The sequence below is a fragment of the Chryseobacterium daecheongense genome (genome assembly GCA_027920525.1).
Lineage (GTDB): Bacteria > Bacteroidota > Bacteroidia > Flavobacteriales > Weeksellaceae > Chryseobacterium > Chryseobacterium proteolyticum.
Genome location: CP115858.1, coordinates 2,558,948 through 2,585,641, shown reverse-complemented (window position 1 = coordinate 2,585,641; position 26,694 = coordinate 2,558,948). Strand labels below are relative to the sequence as shown.

At 35.7% G+C, this 26,694-nt stretch carries 25 protein-coding genes; 13 read left to right on the top strand and 12 right to left on the bottom strand.

Annotated features, from left to right (window positions below; translation table 11 throughout):
• Nucleotides 1-42 precede the first annotated feature (42 nt).
• The 4 genes from PFY10_11425 to guaB all read left to right on the top strand — a co-directional run bounded on the left by PFY10_11425 (nt 43) and on the right by guaB (nt 4,200).
• Nucleotides 43-1,326, top strand: a complete 1,284-nt coding sequence (locus PFY10_11425; protein WBV54857.1) for a DUF4252 domain-containing protein — start codon at nt 43-45, stop codon at nt 1,324-1,326.
• 11 nt (nt 1,327-1,337) lie between these two features.
• Nucleotides 1,338-1,838 carry a DUF4252 domain-containing protein gene (locus PFY10_11420; protein ID WBV54856.1) on the top strand — a complete coding sequence of 167 codons (501 nt, stop codon included), beginning with the start codon at nt 1,338-1,340 and terminating at the stop codon, nt 1,836-1,838.
• A gap of 26 nt (nt 1,839-1,864) precedes the next feature.
• Nucleotides 1,865-2,572, top strand: coding sequence for a hypothetical protein (locus PFY10_11415; GenBank protein WBV54855.1), 708 nt, complete (start codon nt 1,865-1,867; stop codon nt 2,570-2,572).
• A gap of 167 nt (nt 2,573-2,739) precedes the next feature.
• Complete coding sequence (guaB, locus tag PFY10_11410) at nt 2,740-4,200, top strand: IMP dehydrogenase (GenBank protein WBV54854.1); 1,461 nt, start codon at nt 2,740-2,742, stop codon at nt 4,198-4,200.
• 103 nt (nt 4,201-4,303) lie between these two features.
• Here the strand turns inward: guaB and PFY10_11405 are convergent, their stop codons facing one another.
• From PFY10_11405 to PFY10_11385, 5 genes are all read right to left on the bottom strand, one after another.
• Nucleotides 4,304-4,480 carry a hypothetical protein gene (locus PFY10_11405; GenBank protein WBV54853.1) on the bottom strand — a complete coding sequence of 59 codons (177 nt, stop codon included), beginning with the start codon at nt 4,478-4,480 and terminating at the stop codon, nt 4,304-4,306.
• A gap of 209 nt (nt 4,481-4,689) precedes the next feature.
• Nucleotides 4,690-5,208: a thioredoxin domain-containing protein gene (locus PFY10_11400; protein WBV54852.1), complete on the bottom strand. Its 519-nt coding sequence runs from the start codon at nt 5,206-5,208 to the stop codon at nt 4,690-4,692.
• A gap of 5 nt (nt 5,209-5,213) precedes the next feature.
• Nucleotides 5,214-5,678: a redoxin domain-containing protein gene (locus tag PFY10_11395; protein WBV54851.1), complete on the bottom strand. Its 465-nt coding sequence runs from the start codon at nt 5,676-5,678 to the stop codon at nt 5,214-5,216.
• A 110-nt stretch (nt 5,679-5,788) separates the two neighbouring features.
• Nucleotides 5,789-5,986, bottom strand: coding sequence for a KTSC domain-containing protein (locus tag PFY10_11390; protein ID WBV54850.1), 198 nt, complete (start codon nt 5,984-5,986; stop codon nt 5,789-5,791).
• Nucleotides 5,987-6,074: 88 nt separating this feature from the next.
• Nucleotides 6,075-7,145 carry a DUF4407 domain-containing protein gene (locus tag PFY10_11385; GenBank protein ID WBV54849.1) on the bottom strand — a complete coding sequence of 357 codons (1,071 nt, stop codon included), beginning with the start codon at nt 7,143-7,145 and terminating at the stop codon, nt 6,075-6,077.
• Between the two features lie 227 nt (nt 7,146-7,372).
• On the opposite strand from PFY10_11385, the gene PFY10_11380 reads away from it, so the two are divergent.
• Nucleotides 7,373-9,262, top strand: coding sequence for a zinc-dependent metalloprotease (locus PFY10_11380; GenBank protein ID WBV54848.1), 1,890 nt, complete (start codon nt 7,373-7,375; stop codon nt 9,260-9,262).
• 54 nt (nt 9,263-9,316) lie between these two features.
• Nucleotides 9,317-9,763 (top strand): hypothetical protein, encoded by a 447-nt coding sequence (locus PFY10_11375; protein WBV54847.1) that lies wholly within the window; start codon nt 9,317-9,319, stop codon nt 9,761-9,763.
• Between the two features lie 3 nt (nt 9,764-9,766).
• Here PFY10_11375 and ruvC read toward each other — a convergent pair whose 3' ends face one another.
• Nucleotides 9,767-10,321 carry a crossover junction endodeoxyribonuclease RuvC gene (gene ruvC / locus PFY10_11370; protein ID WBV54846.1) on the bottom strand — a complete coding sequence of 185 codons (555 nt, stop codon included), beginning with the start codon at nt 10,319-10,321 and terminating at the stop codon, nt 9,767-9,769.
• A gap of 102 nt (nt 10,322-10,423) precedes the next feature.
• On the opposite strand from ruvC, the gene PFY10_11365 reads away from it, so the two are divergent.
• On the top strand, nt 10,424-10,915 hold the full coding sequence (locus tag PFY10_11365) for a hypothetical protein (protein ID WBV54845.1): 492 nt from the start codon (nt 10,424-10,426) through the stop codon (nt 10,913-10,915).
• 2 nt (nt 10,916-10,917) lie between these two features.
• Complete coding sequence (locus PFY10_11360; protein ID WBV54844.1) at nt 10,918-12,282, top strand: M64 family metallo-endopeptidase; 1,365 nt, start codon at nt 10,918-10,920, stop codon at nt 12,280-12,282.
• 51 nt (nt 12,283-12,333) lie between these two features.
• On the opposite strand, the gene PFY10_11355 is transcribed toward PFY10_11360, so the two are convergent.
• Nucleotides 12,334-12,855 carry a 2'-5' RNA ligase family protein gene (locus tag PFY10_11355; protein ID WBV54843.1) on the bottom strand — a complete coding sequence of 174 codons (522 nt, stop codon included), beginning with the start codon at nt 12,853-12,855 and terminating at the stop codon, nt 12,334-12,336.
• A complete protein-coding gene (locus tag PFY10_11350) occupies nt 12,855-13,934 on the bottom strand; it encodes a serine hydrolase (GenBank protein ID WBV54842.1) in 1,080 nt (359 codons plus the stop codon). The genes PFY10_11355 and PFY10_11350 overlap by 1 nt, the downstream gene beginning before the upstream one ends.
• 275 nt (nt 13,935-14,209) lie before the next feature.
• Here PFY10_11350 and PFY10_11345 point away from each other — a divergent pair, with 275 nt between their 5' ends.
• Nucleotides 14,210-15,619 (top strand): pyridoxal-dependent decarboxylase, encoded by a 1,410-nt coding sequence (locus tag PFY10_11345; protein ID WBV54841.1) that lies wholly within the window; start codon nt 14,210-14,212, stop codon nt 15,617-15,619.
• 26 nt (nt 15,620-15,645) lie between these two features.
• Here PFY10_11345 and PFY10_11340 read toward each other — a convergent pair whose 3' ends face one another.
• Together PFY10_11340 and PFY10_11335 are read right to left on the bottom strand one after the other, a co-directional pair.
• Nucleotides 15,646-16,365 (bottom strand): diphthine--ammonia ligase, encoded by a 720-nt coding sequence (locus PFY10_11340; GenBank protein WBV54840.1) that lies wholly within the window; start codon nt 16,363-16,365, stop codon nt 15,646-15,648.
• A 19-nt stretch (nt 16,366-16,384) separates the two neighbouring features.
• Nucleotides 16,385-17,422, bottom strand: a complete 1,038-nt coding sequence (locus tag PFY10_11335; GenBank protein ID WBV54839.1) for a hypothetical protein — start codon at nt 17,420-17,422, stop codon at nt 16,385-16,387.
• Nucleotides 17,423-17,562: 140 nt separating this feature from the next.
• Here PFY10_11335 and PFY10_11330 point away from each other — a divergent pair, with 140 nt between their 5' ends.
• Nucleotides 17,563-20,295: a pitrilysin family protein gene (locus PFY10_11330; protein WBV54838.1), complete on the top strand. Its 2,733-nt coding sequence runs from the start codon at nt 17,563-17,565 to the stop codon at nt 20,293-20,295.
• Between the two features lie 69 nt (nt 20,296-20,364).
• On the opposite strand, the gene PFY10_11325 is transcribed toward PFY10_11330, so the two are convergent.
• Complete coding sequence (locus PFY10_11325) at nt 20,365-23,712, bottom strand: methylmalonyl-CoA mutase family protein (protein WBV54837.1); 3,348 nt, start codon at nt 23,710-23,712, stop codon at nt 20,365-20,367.
• A 182-nt stretch (nt 23,713-23,894) separates the two neighbouring features.
• Here PFY10_11325 and PFY10_11320 point away from each other — a divergent pair, with 182 nt between their 5' ends.
• On the top strand, nt 23,895-24,227 hold the full coding sequence (locus PFY10_11320) for a hypothetical protein (protein ID WBV54836.1): 333 nt from the start codon (nt 23,895-23,897) through the stop codon (nt 24,225-24,227).
• Here PFY10_11320 and PFY10_11315 read toward each other — a convergent pair.
• Nucleotides 24,224-25,321, bottom strand: a complete 1,098-nt coding sequence (locus tag PFY10_11315; protein ID WBV54835.1) for a DUF3667 domain-containing protein — start codon at nt 25,319-25,321, stop codon at nt 24,224-24,226. The two genes, PFY10_11320 and PFY10_11315, sit on opposite strands and share 4 nt — an antisense overlap.
• Nucleotides 25,322-25,710: 389 nt before the next feature.
• On the opposite strand from PFY10_11315, the gene rplM reads away from it, so the two are divergent.
• The gene (rplM, locus tag PFY10_11310) at nt 25,711-26,166 is read left to right on the top strand and encodes a 50S ribosomal protein L13 (GenBank protein WBV54834.1); all 456 of its coding nucleotides are present in this window, start codon (nt 25,711-25,713) and stop codon (nt 26,164-26,166) included.
• A 5-nt stretch (nt 26,167-26,171) separates the two neighbouring features.
• Entirely contained in the window at nt 26,172-26,558 is a 387-nt protein-coding gene (rpsI, locus tag PFY10_11305; GenBank protein WBV54833.1) for a 30S ribosomal protein S9, read from the top strand.
• The last annotated feature ends 136 nt before the right edge of the window (nt 26,559-26,694 follow it).

The following is a 26,694-nucleotide window of genomic DNA, read 5'->3' as shown; positions in this document are numbered from 1 at the left end:
TGATCAGGTATTAATTATCAGCTTAAAATTAAAAATTGACTCATGAAAAAAATATTGATAATATTCGCACTTGCCTTCTCCCACTTCTTTACAGTATATGGGCAGGATGACAAATTCGATAAACTTTTTGAAAAATACCAGCAGGTAGAAGGTGTAACTTCTATTAAAATTGCAAAACCCATGTTTGGGATGCTTAGCAGCCTGAATATCGATGATTCTCAGCTGGATCAGATCAAACCATTATTGACAAAGATTAATGGATTAAAGATTCTGATTACAGAGAGCCCTGAAAACGTAAACTCTCCGGGAGGTAAAAAAATACAAAGTAATATCTCCCAGATCAATAAAGATATTTCTACCTATTTAAATAACCTGAACTATAGCGAAGTAATGAGCGTGAATAGTAAGGAAAACAAAATAAAATTTCTATCTTCAGGAGCAAAAGAAGGAATATTGGATGATGTCCTGTTGAGTATTGATAGTGGTGATGGCGGGAATGTTTTAGTAATGCTGGATGGGAAACTATCAATGGATGATCTCAGTAAGATTATAAAATCCAGTGAAACAAAAGTAAGCTCGAGTACCAATACTACACGAAGCAGCTTTACTTCAGAGAGTAGTACTTCATACCTGAATGGTGAAGCAAGAAATGTGGGTGAGTTCTCAGGAATTCAGGTGAGCACGGGAGTAAATCTCGTTTATAAGCAGGAAAGCCCGACAAGTGTAAAGGTTATTGCAGATGCGGATAAGCTTCAATATGTAATCACCAAAGTAGAGAATGGTATTTTAAAAGTTTATGTTGACAATAAGGGCGAACGAAATGTCAGATTTAAAAACTTAAGTGTAAATGTTTCTTCTCCAAGAATGAGTAGTGTGAAAGCATCTTCCGGAGCAAACTTTACAGCAGTAAATCCGGTAAAGGAGAACCGTATGGATATTGATGCTTCATCAGGATCTACAATCAAAGGAAAATTTAATGTTTCTGGTACCACAGACGTGAGTTCTACTTCAGGAGCCAGTATAAAAGTAAGTCTTAATACTTCGTCCGTCGTTGTTAAAGCTTCAAGTGGGTCAGATACCATACTTGAAGGGCAGGCAACTTCCGGAGTTATTGATATAAGCAGTGGTGCATCTTGTAAAGCAGAAAACTTAAGATTAAGTGAATTGGAAGTGGAATCTACATCCGGATCCAGTCTTACCATCAATGTAACGGATAAGCTTAAGGCTAAAGCATCTTCCGGAGGATCCATTAAATATAAAGGAAATCCGAGAATTGACTCCAATATCAGTAAGGTTTCCGGTGGAAGTCTGAGATCCATAAACTAAACCTGATGACCATGAAAAACTTACGAACCATTTTGCTTGCAGCTTGCACGGTATTTTTGCTTCAGTCTTGTGTAGTATCACACAAACCTAATATGGAATTCTTTTCGGACTCAGGCTATGATTTTAAAGGAGCAAAGTTTGAAAGCGTCAATGTACCCATGTTCCTGGCAAAACCTTTTATCAGAAAAGCATTAAAAGAAGAAGAGGATGGTGAGGCTACCGCTCAGTTGGTAAAGAAAATATCAAAAATAAAAGTATTGACGGTAGAAAACGGAGATCAGGAGATGTTAGCAGATTATGCAAGATATCTTAATAATAACAATTATGAAGACTGGGCGACCATAAAACATAATGGAGATAATGTAAATGTTCGTGTAAAGCAATCCGGGGAAACCATAAAAAATATGCTGATCACGGTAAATTCAGATAGAGAATTGGTATTCGTGGATGTAAAGGGGAATTTTACTCCGGATGATATTTCAAAATTCATTAATTCAGCTTCAGATAAATAATTTATTTTTAACAATAAATTATTTACATGGAAAAATTAATCAGAGAAGTGCGCATGCTGAAGATATATGCAGCATCGCTTACAGTAGCTTTTGTTTTGTTGTTTTTACTGGTTTTTAAAAGCAGTAATGACCATCAGAGGTTTGAGGAAATTGATGTTGAAAGAATTAATATTGTCGAAAAAGACGGAACACTCAAAATGGTAATCAGTAATAAAAAACGACAGCATCCAGGATTACTGAATAACAAACCTCTTAAAGCAAGAGAAAGGGAAGCCGGACTGATTTTCTTTAATTCTTTAGGTGATGAATGTGGAGGATTGGTATATGATGCCGATGAAAAAGGTTCAGGAATGGTATACTCTGTAGACCAGAGGAAAACGGATCAGATCATGCAACTTCAATATAGTGAAGGTATTGGGGCGGATAAAAAAAGATCATACGGACTCAAACTTTGGGACAGACCGGATGATTTCCCGCTCGAAAAAGTAATAAGGTTTGATGATTCTTTACAAAAGCTTAATGACCCAATAGCGCTGAAGAAAGCTTTTGCCAAATTGAAAGAAGAAGGAAAATTGGGGAGTGAGCGTTTTTTCGCCGGAAAAACAGCGAATGGCGATGTAGGACTTTTTATACGGGATGATAAAGGACGCATACGTCTTAAGATCTATGTAGATAAAAACAACCAGACGCATATAGAGAGTGTCGACGAAAAGGGACAGCTCACGGCTAAATAAAAAATATATTATATTTAGTTCATATAACTCATTTTATTTTGTACAAACCGCTTTTTATATAAGGGCGGTTTTTTGATTTAACTTATTGATTATTAATTTTTATTTAAACTATTAAAAAGGATTTTCATATCTCACTAAAATAGCCTAATTTTGCAAAGAAAGTAAAGATGTCTATTCATAACAAAATTGTAGAGACAGCCATCACTTTCGATGACGTTCTTCTAGTCCCTTCTTATTCAGAAGTTTTACCTAACCAGGTATCATTAAAATCAAGACTTACCGATAAAATTACCCTGAATGTTCCGATAGTATCTGCTGCGATGGACACAGTTACTGAAGGTGATCTGGCTATTGCATTAGCAAGAGTTGGTGGACTTGGTTTCATTCACAAAAATATGACGATCGCAGAACAGGCGGCACAGGTAAACCGTGTGAAACGTTCTGAAAATGGAATGATCTCTGATCCAGTTACCCTTTCAAAAGATCATACTTTAGCTCAGGCTAAAGAAATGATGTCCAAATATAAAATTTCTGGTTTACCGGTTGTAGATCCAAATAATGTTCTTATTGGGATCATCACAAACAGAGATGTTAAGTATCAGGAAAATCTTGATATGAAAGTTGAGGAGATCATGACGAAAGAAAACCTGATCACTTCCGATAAAAACACCAATCTTGAAAAGGCTAAAGAAATCCTTCTTAAGAACCGTGTTGAAAAACTTCCTATTGTAGACAAAGACAATAAATTGGTAGGATTGATTACGATTAAAGATATCGACAATCAATTGGAGTATCCTAATGCGAATAAAGATCAGAATGGCCGCCTTATTGTAGGTGCCGGAGTAGGAGTAGGAGAAGATACCATGGACAGGATTGCAGCGCTCGTAAAGGCAGGTGTTGATATTGTAGCGATTGATTCGGCTCATGGACACTCCAAAGGAGTTTTAGATAAGATTTCTGAGATCAGAAAAGCATATCCGGATCTGGATATCGTGGGAGGAAATATTGTAACTGCTGAAGCTGCAAAAGATTTGATCAAAGCAGGAGCAAATGTTCTTAAAGTAGGTGTTGGCCCGGGTTCAATCTGTACAACCAGAGTAGTAGCAGGAGTTGGGGTTCCTCAATTATCTGCGATATATAATGTCTACGATTATGCTAAATCTAAAAATGTAGCAGTAATTGCTGACGGTGGAATTAAACTTTCTGGGGATATTGTAAAAGCTATTGCGAGTGGGGCAGGAGCGGTAATGCTTGGATCTCTTTTAGCAGGAACTGATGAAGCTCCGGGAGAAGAAATTATTTTCCAGGGTAGAAAGTTCAAGTCTTACCAGGGAATGGGAAGTCTTTCAGCAATGAAACGAGGAGGAAAAGAAAGATATTTCCAGAGTGAGGCTAAAAAATTCGTTCCTGAAGGAATTGAAGGTAGGGTTCCCCATAAAGGAAAACTGGAAGATGTGATTTTCCAATTAACCGGTGGACTTAGAGCAGGAATGGGTTACTGTGGAGCAAAAGATATTGAGGCTTTACAGAAAGATACAAAAATGGTCATGATCACAGGAAGTGGATTGAAAGAATCTCATCCTCACGATGTGATTATCACACAGGAAGCTCCTAATTATTCCTTATAATTGTAGTAATAAGATTAATATAAAAAAAATACGGCTGGCTCAATATTGAGCCAGCCGTATTTGTAATTTAACAAATAAAATAATTTTTGAATAAAAGGAAAAATTACTGTGCAATACAAGATCCTGGTGGAAGATCTGCTATTCTTCTGCAACCGCCAGGTCCACAGCAGAAAAACTCTGCATCACCACAGCCGAAATTAGGTAACTCAGCATTACACATTTTAAATCCTCCCTTAATTGTTTTCAAGCTTTCTCTTGAAATTTTTTTTGAATTTTTCATAATAAGTTAATTGTTTTAGGTTTTGTACAACGTATCAAATGTAAATTTTTTTTTCACAATTTGAATGAATTTCTTAAAAAAAGAGAGTTACTAAGGAAAATAATAATTTAAAATTCAATTGTTCTATGCGATCATTTCAGTGAAGAAAATGTATGATATTCCTCAATATGGCTTTTATCCAAAATCTATTCGGAAATAGTATCGTTAAACTAAGAAATTAGGTCAATGAATGAATCATACGTTCCGTCATAATCTTCCCATTTTTGTCCATTGACGAAAAAAGATGGAGTGCCGTTTACTCCACTGCGTACACCGCCTTCAAAGTCAGCCTCAATCTTTGCCTGAAGTTCTTCGGTGTTAATCTCATTTTCGATTTTATTCACATCCAGTTTCAGAACTTTTACACACTCTTTGAGTAGTGCTTCGTTCAATATATTTTGATTATCATAGATGAGGTCGTGCATTTCCCAGAATTTTCCTTGTTTTCCTGCTGCCTCGGCAACTGTTGCGGCTGCCATGGCATATTCATGGGCATCAGTCAAAGGAAAGTTCCTGAATACAAATGCTACATCATCACTGTTTTCCTGAACAAATCTTCTTATTAAAGGAAAAGCGTGTCCACAATACGGACATTGATAGTCACCATATTCTACTAAAACTATTTTCGCGGTATCTGGATTTCCCTGAACGTGGTCGTTAGGACCAATGGGAATTCTTAAAGTAGACATAAATATTATTTTTGTTTTAAATTTTCTAAAGCATCAATGATTCCGTCAGCTCCCGGATTAATTCCATCGGGTGATAAGTAGCTCCACTGGATGATTCCTTCAGGATCAATAACAAATAGTGCTCTTTGTGAAGTTCCGTTATCTTCATTATAGACGCCGTAAGCTTTTGAAACTTCTCCCTTGGGGTTGAAGTCTGCCAACAGGGGGAAGTGTAGTTTTCTGTTTTCCATGAAAGCATCATGGCACCAGGCGCTGTCAACAGAAATACCCAGGATATCTGCATTATATTTATGAAAAATGGAAAGCATTTCATTATATAGGCTCACTTGATCACCACAAACCGGACTCCAGTCTGCAGGATAAAAAACTAAAATCAGGTTCTTTCCTAAAAAATCAGAACGTTTTAGTTTCTGGTCGGGAGTGGCATGGAGCTCAAAATCCGGTGCCGGGGTTCCTTGTTGTAGTATCATATTTTTGTGATTAGTTGTAAATTCTTTGAATGAAAAACTAAAATTAGGAATAAGAAATTAATTCATAGCCGATAACGACTTAAATTATTGTTAAAATAAGACGCAGAATGTTATTTTATTCTGGTATACTTAAATTTCTTTTTGATAACCTTATTAAGAAATGTCCCTTTAGAAGTAAAAGCTTTGAATTGATCAACAATGATCTGGGGTACTTTCAAATAATCATAAACTGCTCCCGACTGATATACAATTCTTAGTATTTCAGTTTCCGGAAAATATTCATAACTATGTACAACTGAGGAAGGCATGGTTTAGTAACTGCAAAAAATATTCCTACTGTATAAACAAAAAAGACCTTCCGTAAATATGAAAGGTCTTTTTTTAATATAATTTAAATTATTTATTTAGATTCTCTTTAAAATCATCGATTCTATAGTCGGTAAGGGCATTGCCTTTTTCAATTTTTTCTTTGGAGTACAATCGAAAATCATTTTCTGTTTTTTCCAAAAGATGATCATAGGGGCCTACATGAGAAATTAGCTTAACCAGTACAGGAGAAATTTCCAGACAAATGAAAAGCCCCATAATAAAGGCTGCAGCTAAACCTATGATTGCGGAATTTTTTCCTAACTCATCAAGCGCCTGCAAACGGGCGGCAAATCCATTGAACTTATCCTCAAAGGTTTCAGTAGATTTTCTTTCGGTTTCCAGATTGGTGTATACTTTTGAAATTTCTTTATCCAGATATTCCAACCTTGGAGCTACTTGCTTTTGATAACTCTCAAGATCCTGACGTCTTTGCTCCTTAAGCTCCTGTTTTCTTTTGGCATTAGATCCGAAACCTACTTTTCCACTCGTTAAGCCTGATTGTTTTCCGAGGATTTCTTTTTCTAGCTCTACAGCTGCCGAATCATAAGACTTTTGGTATTGTGCAATCTTTTCTGATATTTGTTTTTTCTCAGTTTCAAAAGGACCGCTTTGCTGAAGAATTCTGCCGGTCATTTCACCCTGAAGCTGCTTTTTATTTCGCTGGATGATCGTGTTCAGCTGTTTATTGACTTCCTTTTCAAAAATTTTAAGCTCTAAAGGTTTTGAAATGATAATTCCTAAAAAAGTAGCCAAAACCAGACGTGGAATAGCCATGAGTATCTGATTCCACCATGTTCCCGTTTTTTTGATGGAGGAAACAATGTAACGGTCCAGGTTAAATATCATTAATCCCCATAAAATTCCAAAACCAACAGATGTCCATATATTATCAAATACTGTATACATGGCATAACCTGCGGAAAGTGTAGCGAAAACTGCAGTAAATAAAACGATACCTCCGATACCCGAAAATTTATTCCATTCACTTGGTGTTTTCCTTAAAATATGGATGTTTCCTCCGGAGCATACCATCAGAAACTTCTGGAACCAATTTATTTTATGATTCACCTGATTTATAGTTTGTTGTTGATTTTTCATTATTGAAAATTTATACAAAAGTAATACTAAAAATCATACCAATGCTAAAGATAGTATTATGTTTTACCAAGTATGTTTACTTGTTTTATTTATGTCACTGTTAAACAATTAGTTATAATTTTTACATATTAACATAATAAAATTCTTTATGTTTTTTCAATATATTTTGTCAATTTGTTAAAATAAATAATAGTTTTGCATCGAATAAATTAAAAAAATAGTTGAATATGAAGAGAATAGTTCTATGTTTTGCGTTGATCCTTTGGGTTAATGCATTTTCTCAAAATGTGCAAAATATTTGTGGTTTTGACCAAGTCATGTCACAAATGGATGCTAAACACCCTGAACTAAAGAAAAACAGGGAGATTGTAGAAGCCAGATTAGCTTCCATGAATAAGCAGTCTTATCTTAATAAAGTTGGCGCTAGTACTTCGTGGAACGGACTTTATACCGGACAAATTTATGAAATCCCTGTTGTAGTACATGTTATTGAATCTCAGGCAACTGCTAATGCAAATTTACATGTTACTGATCAGGAGATTATTGACTGGATTGACAGAGCTAACAGTATGTATGCTACAACTTTTGGCAATGGATTTTACCCTGAAGGTTCCGGACCAACTGGAGGAGCAGTAATTCCTTTTAAGCTCGTATTAGCTAAAAGATCACCTAGCTGTACTCCTACTACCGGTATTGTAAGATATAATGGAAGTACTATTCCAGGTTATGATACAAGGGGAGTTAAAATGCAAAGTTCAAGTGGAGCTAGTGATAGCCAGATCAAAAATGAGTTAGCGCACCATTGGCCGGAAAATTCATACTTTAATATTTATGTAGTGATCGGTTTTGATGGCCAGCAGCAATTATCTTATGGATTAATGGGATACGCAAAATTCCCGGATTCTTATGCTTATGATTATGAAAGCTTTATGAAGGTGGCAACCATTAAAAATCAAAATGATACGACATTAACTCATGAACTTGGACATGCTTTTGGACTTTATCATACATTTCAGGGAGTTTCATATACTGATCAATCAAGTTGCCCTCCTAGTAATGATTGTGCAACAACAGGAGATAGAGTATGTGATACTTCACCATCTAGAAGCATGTATGGTGTTGCTGTTCCTAACAATACTGCTATTGATCCATGTACCGGACAAAACTACGACGGAACTCAATATAATGTTATGAATTACACCAATTCTAACCGTAAATTTACGGAAGGACAAAGAGACCGGGCTATTTTGTTAATGATGGAGTATAGAAAAGATCTGCTTAACTCTACAGCGGGTAAAGATCCGTCGATTGTTATTCCTTCGCCAGTTTCTGTAGTTGCAGCCCAATGTAATCCGCCAAGTACAGCGCACCCTACCAATAATAATTTCGCGATCGGTGCTACCAACGTTAAATTTGGAACCATAAACAGTACTACTAATGGCTACGATTCAGATGAAGCAACTCCTTCGTATTATGATAATTTTGCTTCTGCAAATTGTATCAGACCTGCATACTATACCGAAATACCGTCAACTACAGGAACGGAGCTGAAAGTGACTTATGCATATACTTTTAGTCAGGCAGAAAAGTTTAGAACAAAAGTCTGGATCGATTATAATAACAATGGGTCTTTTGAAGATAGTGAATTGGTCGTAAATCATTTATCAGGCAATTTGACCGGAACAGGGATGACCGTTACCAACACGATTACTCCTCCTGCCAATGCTGTGAAAAATACTTATTTGAGGATGAGAATTGCAGTGGATGCTGCGACGTATAATTCAGTAAATCTTCCTGATCTTACCCCTTGCTCTCAGTTACAATATGGACAAATGGAGGACTATGCAGTTAAGATTTTAGAAGCATTAGGAACATCTGAAGTTAAAGGAAGTTCGGAAAGTAAAATTGTTTATACAAAATCAGAAAATAAACTTCAACTGATAGGAAGTAAAAATGTAAGTTTTGGAGATTACCAGATCTATGACATGAGTGGAAAAGTATTGCAGAAAGGTACTTCTAAAACGAATGAAGTTCAAATCAACCAAACATTACCAAAAGGAGTATACATTATCACTTACGGTAATAAAAAAGAATCAAAGAAATTTATAAATAACTAATAGAGTAAAAGGCCCTTTTTTCAAAGGGCCTTTTTTACTAAAAGATGCTAAACAATGAAAAGATTAATTTTCTTATTAAGCTGTAGTTTTATGCTAAGTTGTCAATCACAATCTCCCGCAGTAAAAAGAAAGAGTCTGGAGAGTGATCAATATTACTTTATCGGAAAATGGAAATTAGTTGAAGAAACCTATAAAGATGGAGAGATAAGTAAAATATATCCACTTCACGAATGTACAAAGAAGACCACTTTATTATTCGAAAAAGAAAATGGAAATATTTTTTTTATTAAAAAGTATGCAAATGGAAAAAACTGTGAGATAATAAGTTCGTCAGCAAGAAATTTAGTGACGATTAATAAAAATTCATTCTCATATATGGATGCAGATCTAAAAGAAAATAAACAATTTAGAATCATTTCGAAAAACAGATTTTCCATTCTTTATAATGATATCATCTATGGAAAGGTTACTGCTATAGAAGATATTTATGAAAGACAGTAACGCTTATTTTAAACGGTCAGGATTCTGCTTTAAAAAACTTTCCCATCCGGAATAAGATTTTGTATCAGCAATTGTTCCTGAATTAAAATGATGACAAACAGCTACGGCAAGACCATCAGAAGCATCCAGATATTTTGTTGGAAATTCTTTTAGCTTCAGAAGGTTTTGAAGCATCCCTGCTACCTGTTCTTTGCTGGCATTCCCATTTCCTGTAATAGCCATTTTTATTTTCTTAGGTGAGTATTCGGTAATCGGAATATTTCGATGAAGGCTCGCTGCCATTGCTACCCCTTGTGCACGTCCCAGTTTTAGCATACTCTGAACATTTTTTCCATAAAATGGAGCTTCCAGGGCAACCTCGTCCGGGTGATACTCATCAATTAAGGCTAAGGTTTTATCAAAGATGTATTTTAGCTTTGTTTCATGGTTGGGATATTTTTTCAAAATAAGCTCGTGGATGGAAACCATTTCCATCTGACCTTTTTTAATGGAAATAATCCCAAAGCCCATTATAGCAGTTCCCGGGTCAATACCTAAAATTATCTTTTCTGCAATCATTTCGTCAAAGATATGACTTTCTGAATTTTTTCCCTTAGAAAAAAAACAGTAAAAATAAATCTTATTTTGGTGAAATCTTCTTAACTTCATCAAAAAATGATTATGAAAAATTTACTAACCTTTTTAATTCTTCCGACTTTTGTGCTGTATAGCTTTCTGACAGTGAAAGACTTAAGTTATGGGGGATCATCTGAGAATGTTAATTGTCAACAAGACAAAAATCAAATTGTGTACCTGTTTTTTAAGGTAGAAAAAACGAAATCCGGTCCTGAAAAAATTACCCTCGAATCAAAGAAAATTACTGAAGGAAAGTTGAAATCCATCCCTTCTTTTGACAGAAATTCAGCAGGTCTTGGTGATTTTATTATATCACTTACTGATGCCAGCGGAAAAGAAATTGTGAAACAGCTGGTGGAAGATCCTCTGAATCAGAATCTGGAAAGTTTTGATAAAGACGGAATCGGAAGACACAAAGTTTCCTCGGATAATGCTGAATTCAGTGTGCGCTATCCTCATTCCGGAGAAATCCAGATCGTGAAAGTGGAAAAAGTTACCCATGCAGGAAATCAATTATTATTTAACCAAAAACTATAGCCATGAAAAAAACTTTATTTCTCATATTAGTAAGTTCATTGTGCTTTTCACAAACCTTTCAGACAGTTTCTCTGCTTAATAACGGTTCAAACTCTAACCGGATCAATATCGCAGTATTGGGTGATGGATTTACTTCTGCTCAGCAAACTAATTTTGTGAATTCTGCACAGTCTACGATTAACTATCTCTTTACAAAAAGCCCATATACAGAATATAAAAATTATTTTAATGCGTATGCTGTAAAAGTAGTGTCAACAGAAACAGGTGTAAAACATCCTGGAACAGCAACGGATGTTACAGAGCCGGTTATTCCTGTTTCCAATCCCAATAATTACCTGGGCTCTTCATTTGACTTTGGTGTACACCGCTGTATTTACAGCAATAGTACAAATAAAGTAGCGCAGGTTCTCGCAGCTAATGTTCCTGATTATGATATTACGTACGTTCTGGGTAACTCTACAGAGTATGGCGGATGCGGAGGTGCTTATGCATTTGCGTCGCTAAATGGCTCTTCAAATGAGATTGTAGTACATGAACTTGGGCATTCCTTTGGAAAGCTTGCGGATGAATATTGGTTTGCAGGAACAGGGGAATCACCTAACAAGACACAAAACTCCAATACATCAACCATCAAATGGAAAAACTGGTTAGGATTAAACAGTGTGGGAGTGTATCCTTATACCGAAAGCCCTTCATGGTACCGTCCACATCAAAATTGTGAAATGAGATATCTGGACAGACAGTTTTGTTCCGTTTGTAAAGAGGCCATTATTGAGAGAATACATTCATTAGTATCACCGATTGACTCTTATACACCAGCCAACAGCAGCAATGTGAATGGTAATGCCGCGGTAACATTTACTGTAAATGAAGTTTTGCCAATCCCTAATACATTGGTCAATTCCTGGACTCTCAATGGAACGGCTCTTTCTTCAACCAGCAATACCTTAACAGTTTCTCCGTCACAACTGAATAGCGGTCTTAATACCCTTATTTTCTCTGTTACCGACAACAGTCCTTTAATAAAAGTTAACAGTCACAATACGGTTCATTTTGCCACGGTAACCTGGAAACTGAATAAGACCTCAACGTTAAGGATGTCTGAAATTAAAGCAGAAGAAAGAAGATTCGGAATCTATCCGAATCCGGCAGAGAATGAATTCTACATCAAAGGTAAACAGGACTTTTCAAAGAATGTAAAAGTAGCATTGTATGATGGATCGGGTAAATTGATTCCTGTCAAATTTGAAATGAAAAATACTTCTACGATCTTTGTTAATATCAGTACTATTCCTTCTGGAATCTATACTTTAGCTGTAAGTGAAGATGAAGGTCTGATCATTTCACAAAAAATTGTAAAAGAATAAAAGTAATCGAAAATATACATAACATTATGAATCGGCCCAGTGGCCGATTTTTTATTGTAGTTTCTTTTCTATGATGGGTACCCATTTTCCGTCATATCTCAGAAGCAGAATTTTATCAACGGTAAATTTATTTTCGTAAGGTTTGTTTTGATAAACTTTCCAGGCTTTCAGGTAATTTTCAAAACTCAAATCTCTGTATCCAACGGTCATATGAGGGTTGAAGGAGCCTTTGCCAAAGCTAAATTGTTTTTTTACTCGATGGTAAATATCTATAAGGCCCGGATTGTATTCAGGATGTACAAAGATCACCGGATTTTTTGGATTCGGAAAGCTTCCAAAGCCATTGAGAACGATTTCGAATGGGGATAGAGAAGTATCTATTCTTTCAAACGCTTCAATAATATCATTCTCAAGCTCTGTCTCTCTTGAAAATGGAGGTAACAAGGTGATATGAGCATCATTTTTAACCGCTTTTGAATTTTGATAATGGTAAGCAAAGTCTTCTTTGAAGAGTTTTATTTCATTAATGATCCGTTGAGGAGGATAGATAGCAATGAAATATAATTTTTTCATTACAATTCATTTTTATTATTACTTGTTCTTATCATTTGTTGTCTTAAGTCGATAACCGTGTTTTCAATAGCATCTGTGATTTTCTTTACCTCAATATGCGGTCTGAAAACTGAAGCTTTGCCCTTTGCCTCATCAGCAATATTAGACAATATAATGACTGAAGTTTTAGTATATGGGTAATAAATGTTTAGGGAAGGAGAACCCATAACATAGCCACTGTGGAAATAGGCTGTCGGTTCGCCTATATTGAGCATTATACCATATCCGTAACCCATTTTTCCTAAAATAGCATGATGTCTTTCGGAACTTTTAGAGATGAATTTCTGAAGGGTTTCCGGTTTCAAAACTTTACCACCATATAGAGCGTTATTCCAGCGGCGTAAATCATCTATGGTAGAAAGAATTCCACCTGCCGGGATCCCAATTTCTTTTCCTCCCAATCTGCGCGGCATATTAGGAACCCTTTCCGCATTCTTCTTATTTCCAATATAAGCACTTGCGAAATTCTTTCCCTCAAAAACATCTCCTGTTGAAGAATTTTTCATTCCTGCCTTTTTAAACAATTCCTGGACGTTTTTGTCATAAGAGTTTCCTGATACTTTTTCAACGATTTTTCCCAATGCATTAAAGCCATCATTGGAATAGAAAAAACCCAATCCACTTTTGAATAAAAGCTTACCTCCCAGCGTATTTAATCCGGAGGTATGGTTCAGAAGCTGACGGATTGTAATATTTTCGTATTCTTTTGTTTGAAATTCCTTGAGGTATCTGGAAACTTTATCTTCGATATTCAGCTTGTTTTGTTCCATTTCAAGTAAAACAAGAACTGCCGTAAATTGCTTACTTACAGAGCCGATGGCAAAAATAGTACTGTCGTTGATTTTTGTTTTATTTTCAAAGTTAGAGAGTCCGCTTTCTTTTTTATATAATTGTGTAGAGTCCTTGAAAACAGCGATACTTCCATTAAAATTAAATCGTGAGAATACAGAGTCGATCTGTTTTTCCAAAAGTTTTTTCTCGAAGGCGGTAATGGTGGAGTCTACGATTGCATTCCTGTCAACCGTTTTTATAGATTCCATCGAATTCTTGCATGCGGTTAATGAGAGTGTAAAAATGATTAATGGGAACAATAAGTGGGAAAATTTCAGCATTTGTTTTTTAATTTAAAGCTACAGCATCAAAAAGGATGCAAACCATGCCAAATAAATAGAAAAAATGATGTGAGAGCTCCGGGGCCGATTTTTAAATTATTGTAATCAAGGGAAAAGCTCTGCCAAATTATGAAAGACCTGTAAATTATATAAACTAAATTATTACAGAAAGTAATATTTTTGAATAGATTATTAATTCAAAAATGGAAAAACATCTTGAAAATGATTTGTCGGAAATCGGCAACTTATTAGAAACTATAAAAAAGCAGGGGCTTGCTTATCTGGATGCTTTACCCGATAGAAAAACATCCGTTGATTCAAAGGAATATGTTTCCGAAGACAAAGTACCGGAGTCCGGATATGGAACAAAAAAAGTACTGGAAGTTTTTAATGAAAGATTTGAACCGGTTATGGTTGGATCATCAGGTCCCAGATACTGGGGTTTTGTTACAGGAGGTTCCACTCCTGCTTCTATTGCCGGAGACTGGCTGGCTTCTGTTTATGACCAGAATACCCAATCAACAAAAGGACAGGGAGGTATTTCTGCGATTATAGAGCTGGAAACCATACAATTAATGCTCGATCTTTTGGGGCTCCCTAAAAATTTTCTCGGTGGCTTTGTAACCGGAGCAACAATGTCTAATTTTACCTGTCTTGCAGTAGCAAGACAATGGTTAGGAAGTGAAAAAGGAAAAGATATTGCAAAAGACGGCATTTCGATACCCATAAAAGTGCTTACCGCGACACCCCATTCTTCAAGCCTTAAATCACTATCACTTTTAGGGATAGGAAGCGGAAATATTGTGAAAATTAAAACAATAGAAGGGAATAGGGAAGCGATGAATATAGATGATCTAGAAAATCGTATCATTGAATTAAAAGAGGAGCCATTTATCCTGATCTCCAGTGGTGGAACTGTGAATACGGTAGATTTTGATGATTTTAAGGCAATAGCTGAACTTAAAAAAAAGCATAACTTCTGGTGGCATATTGATGCTGCATTTGGAGGATTTGCAGCTTGCTCAGATGAAACCAAACATCTTTTGGAAGGCTGGGAGCAGGCTGACAGTATTACTGTGGATTGCCATAAATGGTTAAACGTTCCTTACGAAAGTGCAGTGTTTTTCGTAAAAGATCAGTACAGGTTATTACAGGTAGAGACATTCCAGAATTCCAATGCTCCATATCTCGGGGATCCATTGGAAAACTTCAGTTATCTGAACTTTCTTCCTGAAAACTCAAGAAGGTTAAAAGCCTTACCTGCCTGGTTTTCAATAATGGCCTATGGAAAACAAGGGTATCAGGAAATAGTTGAAAATAATATAAGATGGGCCAAACAGCTTGGTCATTTTATAGATAGCAGTTCGGATTTTAAACTTCTGGCACCTGTCCGTCTGAATACGGTGTGTTTCAGTTTGAAAAATGAAGCTGATCACGATAAGGTTAATGAATTCTTAGAAAAATTAAATAGTACAGGAAAAGTATTTATGACGCCTACTTTTTATAATCAGCATAAAGGGATCAGGGCTGCATTTGTAAATTGGAGAACCAATGAAAATGATATAAGTATGGTTTTTGATCTCATGAAGGAGATATCAAAGACATTGAACTAAAAAATAACGCTGTAGAACCAATCGTTCTACAGCGTTTTATTTTTGATCAGATCACAAAACCAAAAGACATATTCATCACCATTTTCATGATCCTCTGCATTTGGTTTTGGATAGGTTTTTTTTACAATATCACCAATTTCAAACTGAATTGGTGTTTTAAAAATGGGACCATCAAAAGTAAAAGTATGGAACTCGCCATTTTCTCCGCAAGGGTCTACATTTTCAGGTAAGTCCGAGATGAAATTTTCATCAATAATCCTCCCTGCAAAACTTTTATCTAAATAGGTTTCATTGACGCAAATTACGATCGTTTTAAAACCCAGATCAAGAAATTCATGAATAAGTTTTTTCGTATCTTTTTTCCAAAGTGGAAAAACAGCTTCCATCCCGATGGATTTCAATTGGTCTTCCCTATATTTTCGCAGATCTTCGAGAAAAATATCTCCAAATATGGAATGGGTGACTCCACGGGACTTTATATCGGTCATCGTTTTGTTCATGATGTCGCGGTATTGTTCCATAGATGGTTCTTTAGGAAGTTCCATTTTAATTAAAGGAAGTCCTATGCTTGAAGCTTGTTCTTCCAATAGAGAAACATGAACCCCATGCATGGAAATCCGCTGATATTCCTGATTGATACTGGTAAGAAGACCAATTATATCTAATTTTTCCTCTTTAAAGGTTTTATATAATGCAAGGGCAGAATCTTTTCCGCTACTCCAGTTGAATAAGGCTTTGGGTTTCATGTATTACTATTTCAGATGCCTATTTTTGGATTTCTTTAATCGGAATAAATGCACCATTAAGGTAGTCAATCTTTAGTTCAAATGGGTAAGCAGAAGATGAACTGGAAGCAATTAAACCTCCGACAATCCCAAAAAATATAGACGCTGTGACCACATCTCCCATTTTTGCGCTTCCTTTTACTTTACCGGTAAAATAGAAATCACCATCCTTCTTTTCAGCTTTTGAGAAAGCATTTTCCATCGGGACATAGATATAAGGAGATCCTTGATATACCAATGCATAATAGTCATTTTTTTTGATCTCCTTTTCTTTTGTATCAATAGTTTCGTAAACCTTAATGATCTTTGGAGATTTGCCATAAAATTTGGCATTGGCAATTTGTTTTTCAGGTTCCTGATTTTTAAATGAATTATAATCTTTATATAAACCTTCCTTGAGTTGATCAGAGCTGTACAGACTCAGTTTTTGCTTTTCAATCGCATCAAAATTCTTTACATCTTCCAGAGTATAATGATCTGTTGCGGTTGTTTTTTTTGAAATATTTTTGCTGATAAAATTACTCACCATCTCACTCCCTTTTTTCATCGTTGCTTTGGTAACGTCCATTGAGGAATGATCAATAACAGAGTCGATTTTGTCAAGATAGGAGTAGGTTCCATCATCATTTTTTGCAAATAAAAATGCCTGAAAATAGCAATATCCATGTTCACTGAACGCTCCTGTTACTTCTGCAAAGTATAATTGTTTAAGATACATAACGATGGTGCCATCTTCTACATTGCTTCCATTAATATGGTTCAAAAGATTTTGAAACTGATTGGCAAGGCTTACTCCGGGAACAACCTTAGCCTTTGCGTTGAATGCTCCTTTCTGTACAATCCCCAGTGAAGTGGTATCTGTCCTTATATCAATAAGCTTAATGGTTTTATAATAGCTTTTCTCCAGTTTTTGATCAGGAAAACTGATTGAGAAATCTTCTGTGCGTTTTTGAGAAAATAGAAAGATAGAGAACAATAGCATTGAAAGAATGCTGATTTTGTTGATGTATATTTTCATGACAATGAATATAATGATGATGTTTTATTTGCGAAAATAAAGAATCTGCCTGAGATTAAATAGATTTTTTATTCGTATAAATATTTCAATCAATGATGAGAAAAACTTATTAAATTTAAGAACGAAATTTATTAAATACTATGAAAAACTTACTACTGGGGACAGCTGTCCTATTTTTTACAGGAACTATTAATCCTGTCTTTTCACAGAGTACCGAGACTCCTAAATTTATTGGCAATACGGAAGGTATTAAAGAGTATACTCTTAATAATGGGATGAAAGTTCTTTTGATTCCTGATCCTTCCCAAAGCAATATGGTTGTGAATATTGTGTATAATGTAGGATCAAAAGATGAAGGATATGGTGAAAAAGGAATGGCACATTTGCTTGAGCATATGTTGTTCAAGAGTACCAAAAACCTTGGAGATATTAAAAAGCAGCTTTCTGATAAAGGTGGGCAGGCTAATGGGACAACCTGGTATGATAGAACAAATTATTATGAAATTTTCCCATCCAATGAAGAAAACCTGAAATGGTCTTTACAGATGGAAGCTGACAGAATGATCAATGCTACGATTTTACAGAGTGATCTGGATAAAGAGTTTTCAGTGGTTAGAAACGAATTCGAAATTGGAGAGAATAATCCTACAAGAGTGATGATGCAAAATGTATTTTCTAATGGATACGTTTGGCACAATTACGGGAACAGTACAATTGGCAGTAAGGAAGATATTGAACGGGTAAAAGCTCCGACCTTAAGAAAATTCTATGAGAAATATTACCAACCCGATAATGCAACTCTTATTGTTGCAGGAAAATTTGATGAGAAAAGCGCATTGAAATATATTTCTGATTATTTTTCAGTAATTAAAAAACCTTCACGTGAATTAGGAGGAACTTATACCGTAGAGCCAGCTCAGAACGGAGAAAAGTATTTTGAAATCAAGAGAAATAATGATCAGCAGATTATAGCTGCAGGTTATCATACTTCTGCCTATGCAGATAAAGATTATGCTGCCTTATCTGCACTTTATGAGATCCTTACCTCAAATCCTTCCGGATATTTGTATAAAAGTCTGGTGGAAACTCAGAAGGTTTCCGGAGTCTGGACATTCAGCCCTGTTTTAAGAGATCCGGGGATGGTGTATTTTAATTTTGATGTTCCAAAAGATAAGAACTTAGACGAAACCACCAAACTCGTAAGGGCAGAACTTGATAAAATCTCTTCCATTCAATTTACTCAGGATGATCTTAAAAGAGCGAAAGCTAAACTGATTAAAGACATCGAAAACCAGAAAAATAATACCATTAATTTTGCAATTAATCTTACCGAAATTATCGGAGCAGGAAACTATAAATTAAATTTTCTGTACCGTGATCATGTAGAAAATCTAAAACTGGAAGATATCAGCAAGGTTGCTCAAAAATATTTTAAAAGCAACAACCGTACGATGGGTGTTTTCCGACCTTCTCCTAATGAAGAAAGGGTATTCCCTACAGAATTCAGGGATAACCAGATTGCAGATCTGGTAAAAGATTACAAAGGAAGAGCTTTGGAGAAAGAACCAGCCCCTTTTGAAGCTTCCATTGCAAATATTAAGAAAAACCTTACTGAAGGAAAGTTGTCTAATGGGATGAAGTATGGGCTTATCAATAAGGAGCTTAAAGGAGAAAAAATTCAAGCGAATTTCCGTTTAAGAATCGGAAATGAAAAAGACCTGCAAGGCAAAGAAGCTATTGGAAATATTACTGCTTCTTTATTGAAATCGGGAACCAAAACCAGAACAAAAGAGCAAATAAAAGATGAATTAGATCAAATGAAATCTTCTGTGTATGCTTACATATATGACCAGAATTTAATCATTGGAGTGAATACTTACAAACAGTATTATTCAAAAGTAATGGCCATCGTACAGGATATACTGACAAATTCTACTTTCCCGGAAAACGAAATTGCCAAAACTATCACTGAAGTAAATACTCAGTTGGAAGGACAATTAAAGGATCCTCAAGCTATTGCAGGTAATGAGTTACAGAGACTGGCATCCCCATACCCTAAAACGAGTATCTTCTATGTAGCTTCTCTACAGGAGCAAATTGATGAAAATAAAAAAGTAACTAAAGCCCAGATTGTTGATTTCTATCAGAATATTATGGGGGCATCCAATGGTGTAGGTACTGTAATCGGGAATATTGATCCAAAAATTGCTTCTTCTGAATTAGAGAAAACATTTGGGAAATTTACCGCTAAATCAAAATTTGTAGAGGTAAAACCAACATTCTTTGAAACTAAAAAACAAGATAAAAATATCATAACTCCAGATAAAGAAAATGCAGTTGCCCTTGGAACTTCAAGCTTCAAGATGTCGCAGGATCATCCTGATTACCCGGCTTTAGTGATGGCAAATGAAATTTTAGGAAGTGGAGGATTCCTTTCTGCAAGATTACCAATGAGGTTGCGTGAAAAAGAAGGGATTTCATATGGAGTTGGTTCATATCTGGATGTTCCTGTTTCAAATGATGTTGCTTCATGGAATTATTATGCTTTTTTAAATCCTACAAAAAGAAATGATGTAGAAGCTGCTATTAAAGAGGAAATTAACAAAGCATTGGCTTCAGGTTTTACGCAGGAAGAACTTGATTCCAATAAAAAAAGTTATGCTAATGAAAGGAAAACCAGTTTAGGCTCTGATGGAACATTGGCTAACCTTGTAAATACTCAGCTTCTTTTTGGAGTTTCATTGGATAAATTTGATGAACAAAATACAAAAATTCAGAACCTGAAATTATCCGAAGTGAATGCTGCTTTGAAAAAATATCTTTCTGAGAATAATATTATTTCTGTTTTCGCCGGAGATTTCAATAAAAAATAGAAGTCTTATCAGATACAATTCAAATAAAAAACCGCAGAAATCCTGCGGTTTTTTTTTTCATAATATTGATTACATATTACGTCTGTATTTACCTCCTACTTCAAATAAAGCATTGGTAATTTGTCCAAGAGAGCAATATTTTACAGCATCCATCATAACAGCAAAGAGGTTTTGCTGATTAATAGCTGCATATTGTAATTCTTTTAAAGCTGCCTCAGATCTATCAAGATTGGCTTGTTGGAAATTGTGAAGTGTTTCAATCTGAACCTGTTTTTCTTCTTCAGTAGATCGAATAACTTCTCCCGGGCGAACAGTTGGTGAGCCATCTTTACCGAGGAATGTATTTACTCCGATTATAGGATATTCCCCGGTATGCTTCAGCCATTCGTAATGCATGGATTCTTCCTGGATTTTTGAACGTTGATACATGGTTTCCATCGCCCCAAGTACACCTCCCCTTTCTGTAATTCTGTCGAATTCTGCATACACAGCTTCTTCAACCAGATCCGTTAATTCTTCAATGATGAATGAACCCTGAAGCGGATTTTCATTTTTCGCCAGACCAAGCTCTTTATTAATGATCAGCTGGATAGCCATTGCTCTTCTAACGGATTGCTCTGTAGGAGTCGTAATGGCCTCATCGTAAGCATTCGTATGAAGTGAATTACAGTTGTCATAGATAGCATATAAAGCCTGAAGAGTTGTTCTGATGTCATTGAAATCAATTTCCTGCGCATGCAGTGAACGTCCGGAAGTCTGGATGTGATACTTCAGCATCTGACTTCTTTCATCTGCTCCATATTTGATTTTCATGGCTTTTGCCCAGATTCTTCTTGCAACACGCCCGATCACTGAATATTCGGGATCAATACCATTTGAAAAGAAGAATGAAAGGTTAGGAGCAAAATCATTGATGTCCATTCCTCGGCTTAAATAATATTCCACATATGTGAAACCATTAGCTAATGTAAATGCTAACTGGGAAACCGGATTCGCCCCGGCTTCAGCAATATGATACCCGGAAATGGAAACAGAATAGAAGTTTCTTACTTTTTCTTTTATAAAGTACTCCTGAACGTCGCCCATTAATCTCAAAGCAAATTCCGTAGAGAAGATACAGGTATTTTGTGCCTGATCTTCTTTTAATATATCGGCCTGTACAGTACCTCTTACAGTGGCAATCGTATGAGCTTTAATTTTTTCATATTCTTCTTTAGGAATAATTTCATCTCCGGTAATTCCCAGTAATTTTAGTCCTAATCCATTGTTGGAAGGAGGAAGCTCTCCATTATAATGGGGCCTTTGCAATCCTTTGTCATCGAACTTGGCTTTAAGAACAGCTTCTACTTTATCTTCAAGTTTATGCTCCACAATATATTTTTCAACATTCTGGTCTATCGCTGCATTCATAAAAAAGGCAAGCAACATAGGAGCAGGTCCGTTGATGGTCATAGAAACCGAAGTCATTGCATTAATAAGGTCGAAGCCGGAATACAATTTTTTAGCATCATCCAGTGTCGCAATAGAAACTCCTGCATTTCCGATTTTACCATAGATATCTGGGGGTAAGGCAGGATCCTGGCCATATAATGTTACTGAATCAAAAGCTGTAGATAAACGCTTAGCAGGCATTTCCGCAGAAACATAATGGAATCTTCTGTTCGTTCTCTCCGGTCCACCTTCTCCCGCAAACATCCTTGTAGGATCCTCTCCGGTTCTTTTGAAGGGATAAATTCCGGCAGTGAAAGGGAAGCTTCCCGGAAGATTCTCTTTACCTTTCCATAGAATAAGATCTCCCCAGTCATTATATTTTGGTAATGCAATTTTAGGGATCTTCAGATGAGACAGGGATTCTGTTGAGGTTTCTACCTTAATTTCTTTTCCACGAACAAAATATGAATAGAATTCCTGATGAAATGCCTTTTTGGTGTCATCCCAGTTTTTAAGGAAATCAATATTCTCCTGCTGGAGGTCCTTTTCTGCCTTTTGGTATTCGGCATCTAAAGTTTCGTTAGAGATAATTTTTTTCACACCATCAATATGATACATTTTTCTGGCAAGCTCAGCCTGCTTTTCAATGTTTACATCATACTGCTTATTGTTTTCAACGATCTCTGATAAATAACGAACTCTTTTAGGTGGAATTATGGTCACTTCATCTGTGATTTCCTGCTCAACGAAAGTATTGAGGTTTAGCCCCGAAAATTTGTCGTTAACTTTAGAAATTAATCTGTTGTATAGTTCTGTAGTACCGTGATCGTTAAACTGTGAAGCCTTTGTAGCATATACCGGCATGTCATCCAATGGGCTCTCCCATAAAAGATGGTTTCTCTGGAACTGTTTTCTCACGGCCTGTAAAGCATCCAATGCGCCACGTTTATCCGATTTGTTTAGAGCTACAAGATCTGCATAATCAAGCATGTCTATCTTTTCCAGCTGTGTAGATGCTCCGTATTCAGGAGTCATTACATACATGGAAACATCTGCAAAGTCTGAAACTTCAGAGCCTGATTGTCCGATACCGGAAGTTTCAAGGATAATAACATCCGGGTGGGCAAGTTTTAAAACATTCAAAGCGGAATGAATAAATGGAGAAACGGATACATTGTTTTCTCTGGTTGCCATGGACCGCATATAAACTCTTGGATCATTGATCGCATTCATACGGATTCTGTCTCCAAGTAATGCTCCTCCTGTTTTCTTTTTAGATGGGTCAATAGATATAATCGCTATTTTCTTATCTGTATTGGAACGCAGAAAACGTCTTACCAATTCGTCAGTCAATGAGGACTTACCGGCACCACCGGTACCTGTAATACCAATAATGGGAATATTCAGATCTTTTGCTTTTTCATCGATAGCTTTAACAAGATCCGGTTTTTCATCAGAGAAGTTTTCAACAGCAGAGATAATTTTAGCAATGCTGGTTGAATTTTCGAAATTGATAGAGTCCAGATCCTGTGCTGTTACATCTTTTCCTGTGGCAAAATCTGATCTGTTAACCAGATCATCAATCATTCCCTGAAGGCCAAGCTCTCTTCCATCATCCGGGGAATAAATTCTGTCGATTCCGTAAGACATAAGATCTTGGATTTCTTCCGGCAGGATTACTCCTCCTCCTCCTCCGAAGATTTTGATCTGTGGCGAATTTTTTTCTCTCAGAAGGTCATAAATATATTTGAAATATTCATTGTGTCCTCCCTGATAAGAGGTTAAAGCTATAGCATTCGCATCTTCCTGGATGGCAGTATTTACAACTTCTTCAGCTGATTTGTCATGTCCAAGGTGAATGACTTCGCAGCCGGTTCCCTGAATAACACGACGCATAATATTAATTGCTGCATCATGTCCGTCAAACAATGACGCTGCTGTTACAATTCTAACTTTGTTTTTAGGGGTATATTTTTGGGTTTCCATAAAAAATCTAGAAAATTTCTGAATTTCCAAATATAACAATAATACAGAACATAATATTGAACTTTATATTCCTTTAATTCAAGTGTTTAGGTGTTTTTGCCGAAATTGAGGTTCTCCATTTCCTTTGCATTCTGCACGGAAATAATAGGTAAATTAATTACTTTTGCATCATATATTATTATATGCAGAAAGCTTCGATTTATTTTGCGATAGGAACTGTGATCAGTTTTCTTATTAACTATTTCTTCTTAAGCAGTCAGAATATCGGGCTAGACCTATATTATGCTGTTGCTTTTGGTTTTGCGTGGGGATTGGCTTATTATTTAGATACGCCTAATTTTTCACTGCCTCAAAAGTTGGGGTTGTCTTTCGCGGCAATGGCTGTTTTGGTATTGATGGGATCTGTTCTTTTTGATTTGAAACTTGCGATTCCTTCTATTCTTAAATTTTCTACTGTATTTGTTGCTTATTATTTAATTGCGAGTTTTAGAGGCAGTAAGTCTTTACGTAATTAATGCATCGTTATAAAACTGATGTAGCTTAATATCATTAGCATAAAGAGTAATCCTATACAGTTGATGATAAATAGCAATGAACCTTTTAATATGCTTTTCCTCTTACTGTTTTCATAAAGCCTGTGGTGGGCAATAAAGAAATAGGCTGAGGTATAAAAGAATAAAGCACAATAGAATAATCCAAAAATAATTTTGATAGGGGTATAGTTGGGCAGTATTGCTGTAAGATGGTTAGCGAGAATGAAGATCAGGGTAGTTAATAAGAGAAAAGAAAAGTAATGAAGGGTAAATATTCCATGATCAAAGTACCACCATTTTTTCTTATTGTGAAATACCCATAGAAAGAATGCGAATATAGGTAAGTAAATAAAAAGGGCTTTAGGGAAAGAGTGGATGAATGTATCTACAAAACGGCCTATTATTTCTTTTCTTTTCAAACCTCTGTCCTGTAAATGGAATATTTTTTTAGCAAAAGGTCTTAAAGATTTATAATTTCCACCTCCTTTTTTGCTTAGCGAATCATATTGTTTCATTGATGTCGCTCCTAATATTGCAAATTGGTCTTTTTCAGAACTTAGCACTTCTTTTTTGTCAATAAGATCTTCAATTTTTTTTATTTTGGATATGCTTTTATGTACAATGCTGTCATTTTTATTATACCCTTCTGCAAGCATTCCGGATTTTACACTATCAATTATTTTTGCAGTCAGTTCTTTTTTCTGCTCTTTTTCTTTTTGTATGGAATGTTTTTCAGTTGCTTCATCATCTGTATTTTCTGATTGGGGGAAAAGGGTAGGGACGAAAAAAGTTATAAAACTCACAAATATGTAAAGCTTTACAGGGGCCACGTAAATTTGTCTTTTTCCGGATAGATATTCTTTGGTCAATTTTCCCGGCTGGAATAGCAGGTACTTTATCGTTTTCCAGAATTGTCCATCATAATGAGTAAAATCTTCAATGAAATGGGTGAAAAGAAAATAGAAGGGTTGTCTGGGTTCTGTATTTTCCTGTCCACAGTGTGGGCAGAATCTCTCTTCTACAAGGTGTCCGCAGTTGAGGCAGTTTTTTTCTTCTCTTATTTTTCCGTGACTCATGACTATTAAAGCTTTGCGGCAAATATAATTATTTCGAGAATGAAAAATAATTTTTTACATCAAATTAATGTAAAATATAATTTCACGGATAAATAATTGATAATAATAATGGGGTATCTTTGAATAAAAGTTAATAAAGTAAGAGTTTAGTGACTAAACTCTTTACTTTATCACCTGTGTTTTTAGAATCTTCTAAAACTTTTTTTTCATCGAATATGATTTTGCAATATCTGTGCCAAGAATATTTTCCATAGATGAAATCTGTCGAATCGTTTAAGCTAAACCCATAACCTGCATATTAAATCAAATATGTTTTTCCATTACAAATTTAATTTGTATCTTTGCACACCCTTAGAGGGAAAATTATGTTTAATCTTTAACTAAAACGTGTGAATACATTAAGTTACAAAACTGTTTCAGCGAACAAAGCTACTGCTAATAAAGAATGGGTTGTGGTAGACGCTGAAGGACAACCGTTGGGAAGACTAGCTTCTCAGGTTGCAAAGATTTTGAGAGGTAAGCACAAAACAAACTTTACACCTCACGTAGATTGTGGTGATAACGTTATTGTTTTGAATGCTGGGAAAATTACGCTTTCCGGAAACAAGTGGGAAGATAAGACTTACATCTGGCATACAGGATATCCAGGAGGTCAAAAATCTATGACTGCGGCTGAACTTCAAAAGAAAGATTCTTTGAAAGTATTAGAAAAATCTGTAAAAGGTATGTTACCTAAAAACAGATTAGGTTCTGCTTTGTTCAAAAACCTTTACTTATATGAAGGAACTGAGCACAAGCATGAAGCTCAACAGCCTAAAACAATTAATATTAACGAATTTAAATAATTAATATGTCTACAGTTCATAAAATTGGTAGAAGAAAGACTTCTGTAGCAAGAGTTTACGTAAAGCCAGGTACTGGTAACATTACAGTAAACGGTAAAGATGCTAAAGATTATTTCTCTACAGACGTAATGGTTTACAAGTTAAATCAACCATTTATCCTTTCTGAAACTGTTGGTCAGTACGACGTTACCGTAAATGTTTTCGGTGGTGGAAATACAGGACAAGCAGAAGCTATCAGATTAGGTATTTCAAGAGCTTTATGCGAAATCAACGCTGAGTTCAGATTAGCATTAAAGCCAGCTGGTTTACTTACAAGAGACGCAAGAATGGTGGAAAGAAAGAAGCCAGGTCAGAAAAAAGCAAGAAAGAGATTCCAATTCTCAAAACGTTAATTTTTTTCAGACATCAGATTGGAGACATCAGATTTCAGACTTTTTCTTGTCTGGTATCTTATATCTGAAATCTATTAATCTAAATTTTAAATTGCCCGTTACGTTTAGCATCCAAACGCTTCTCCCATCTAAAGAA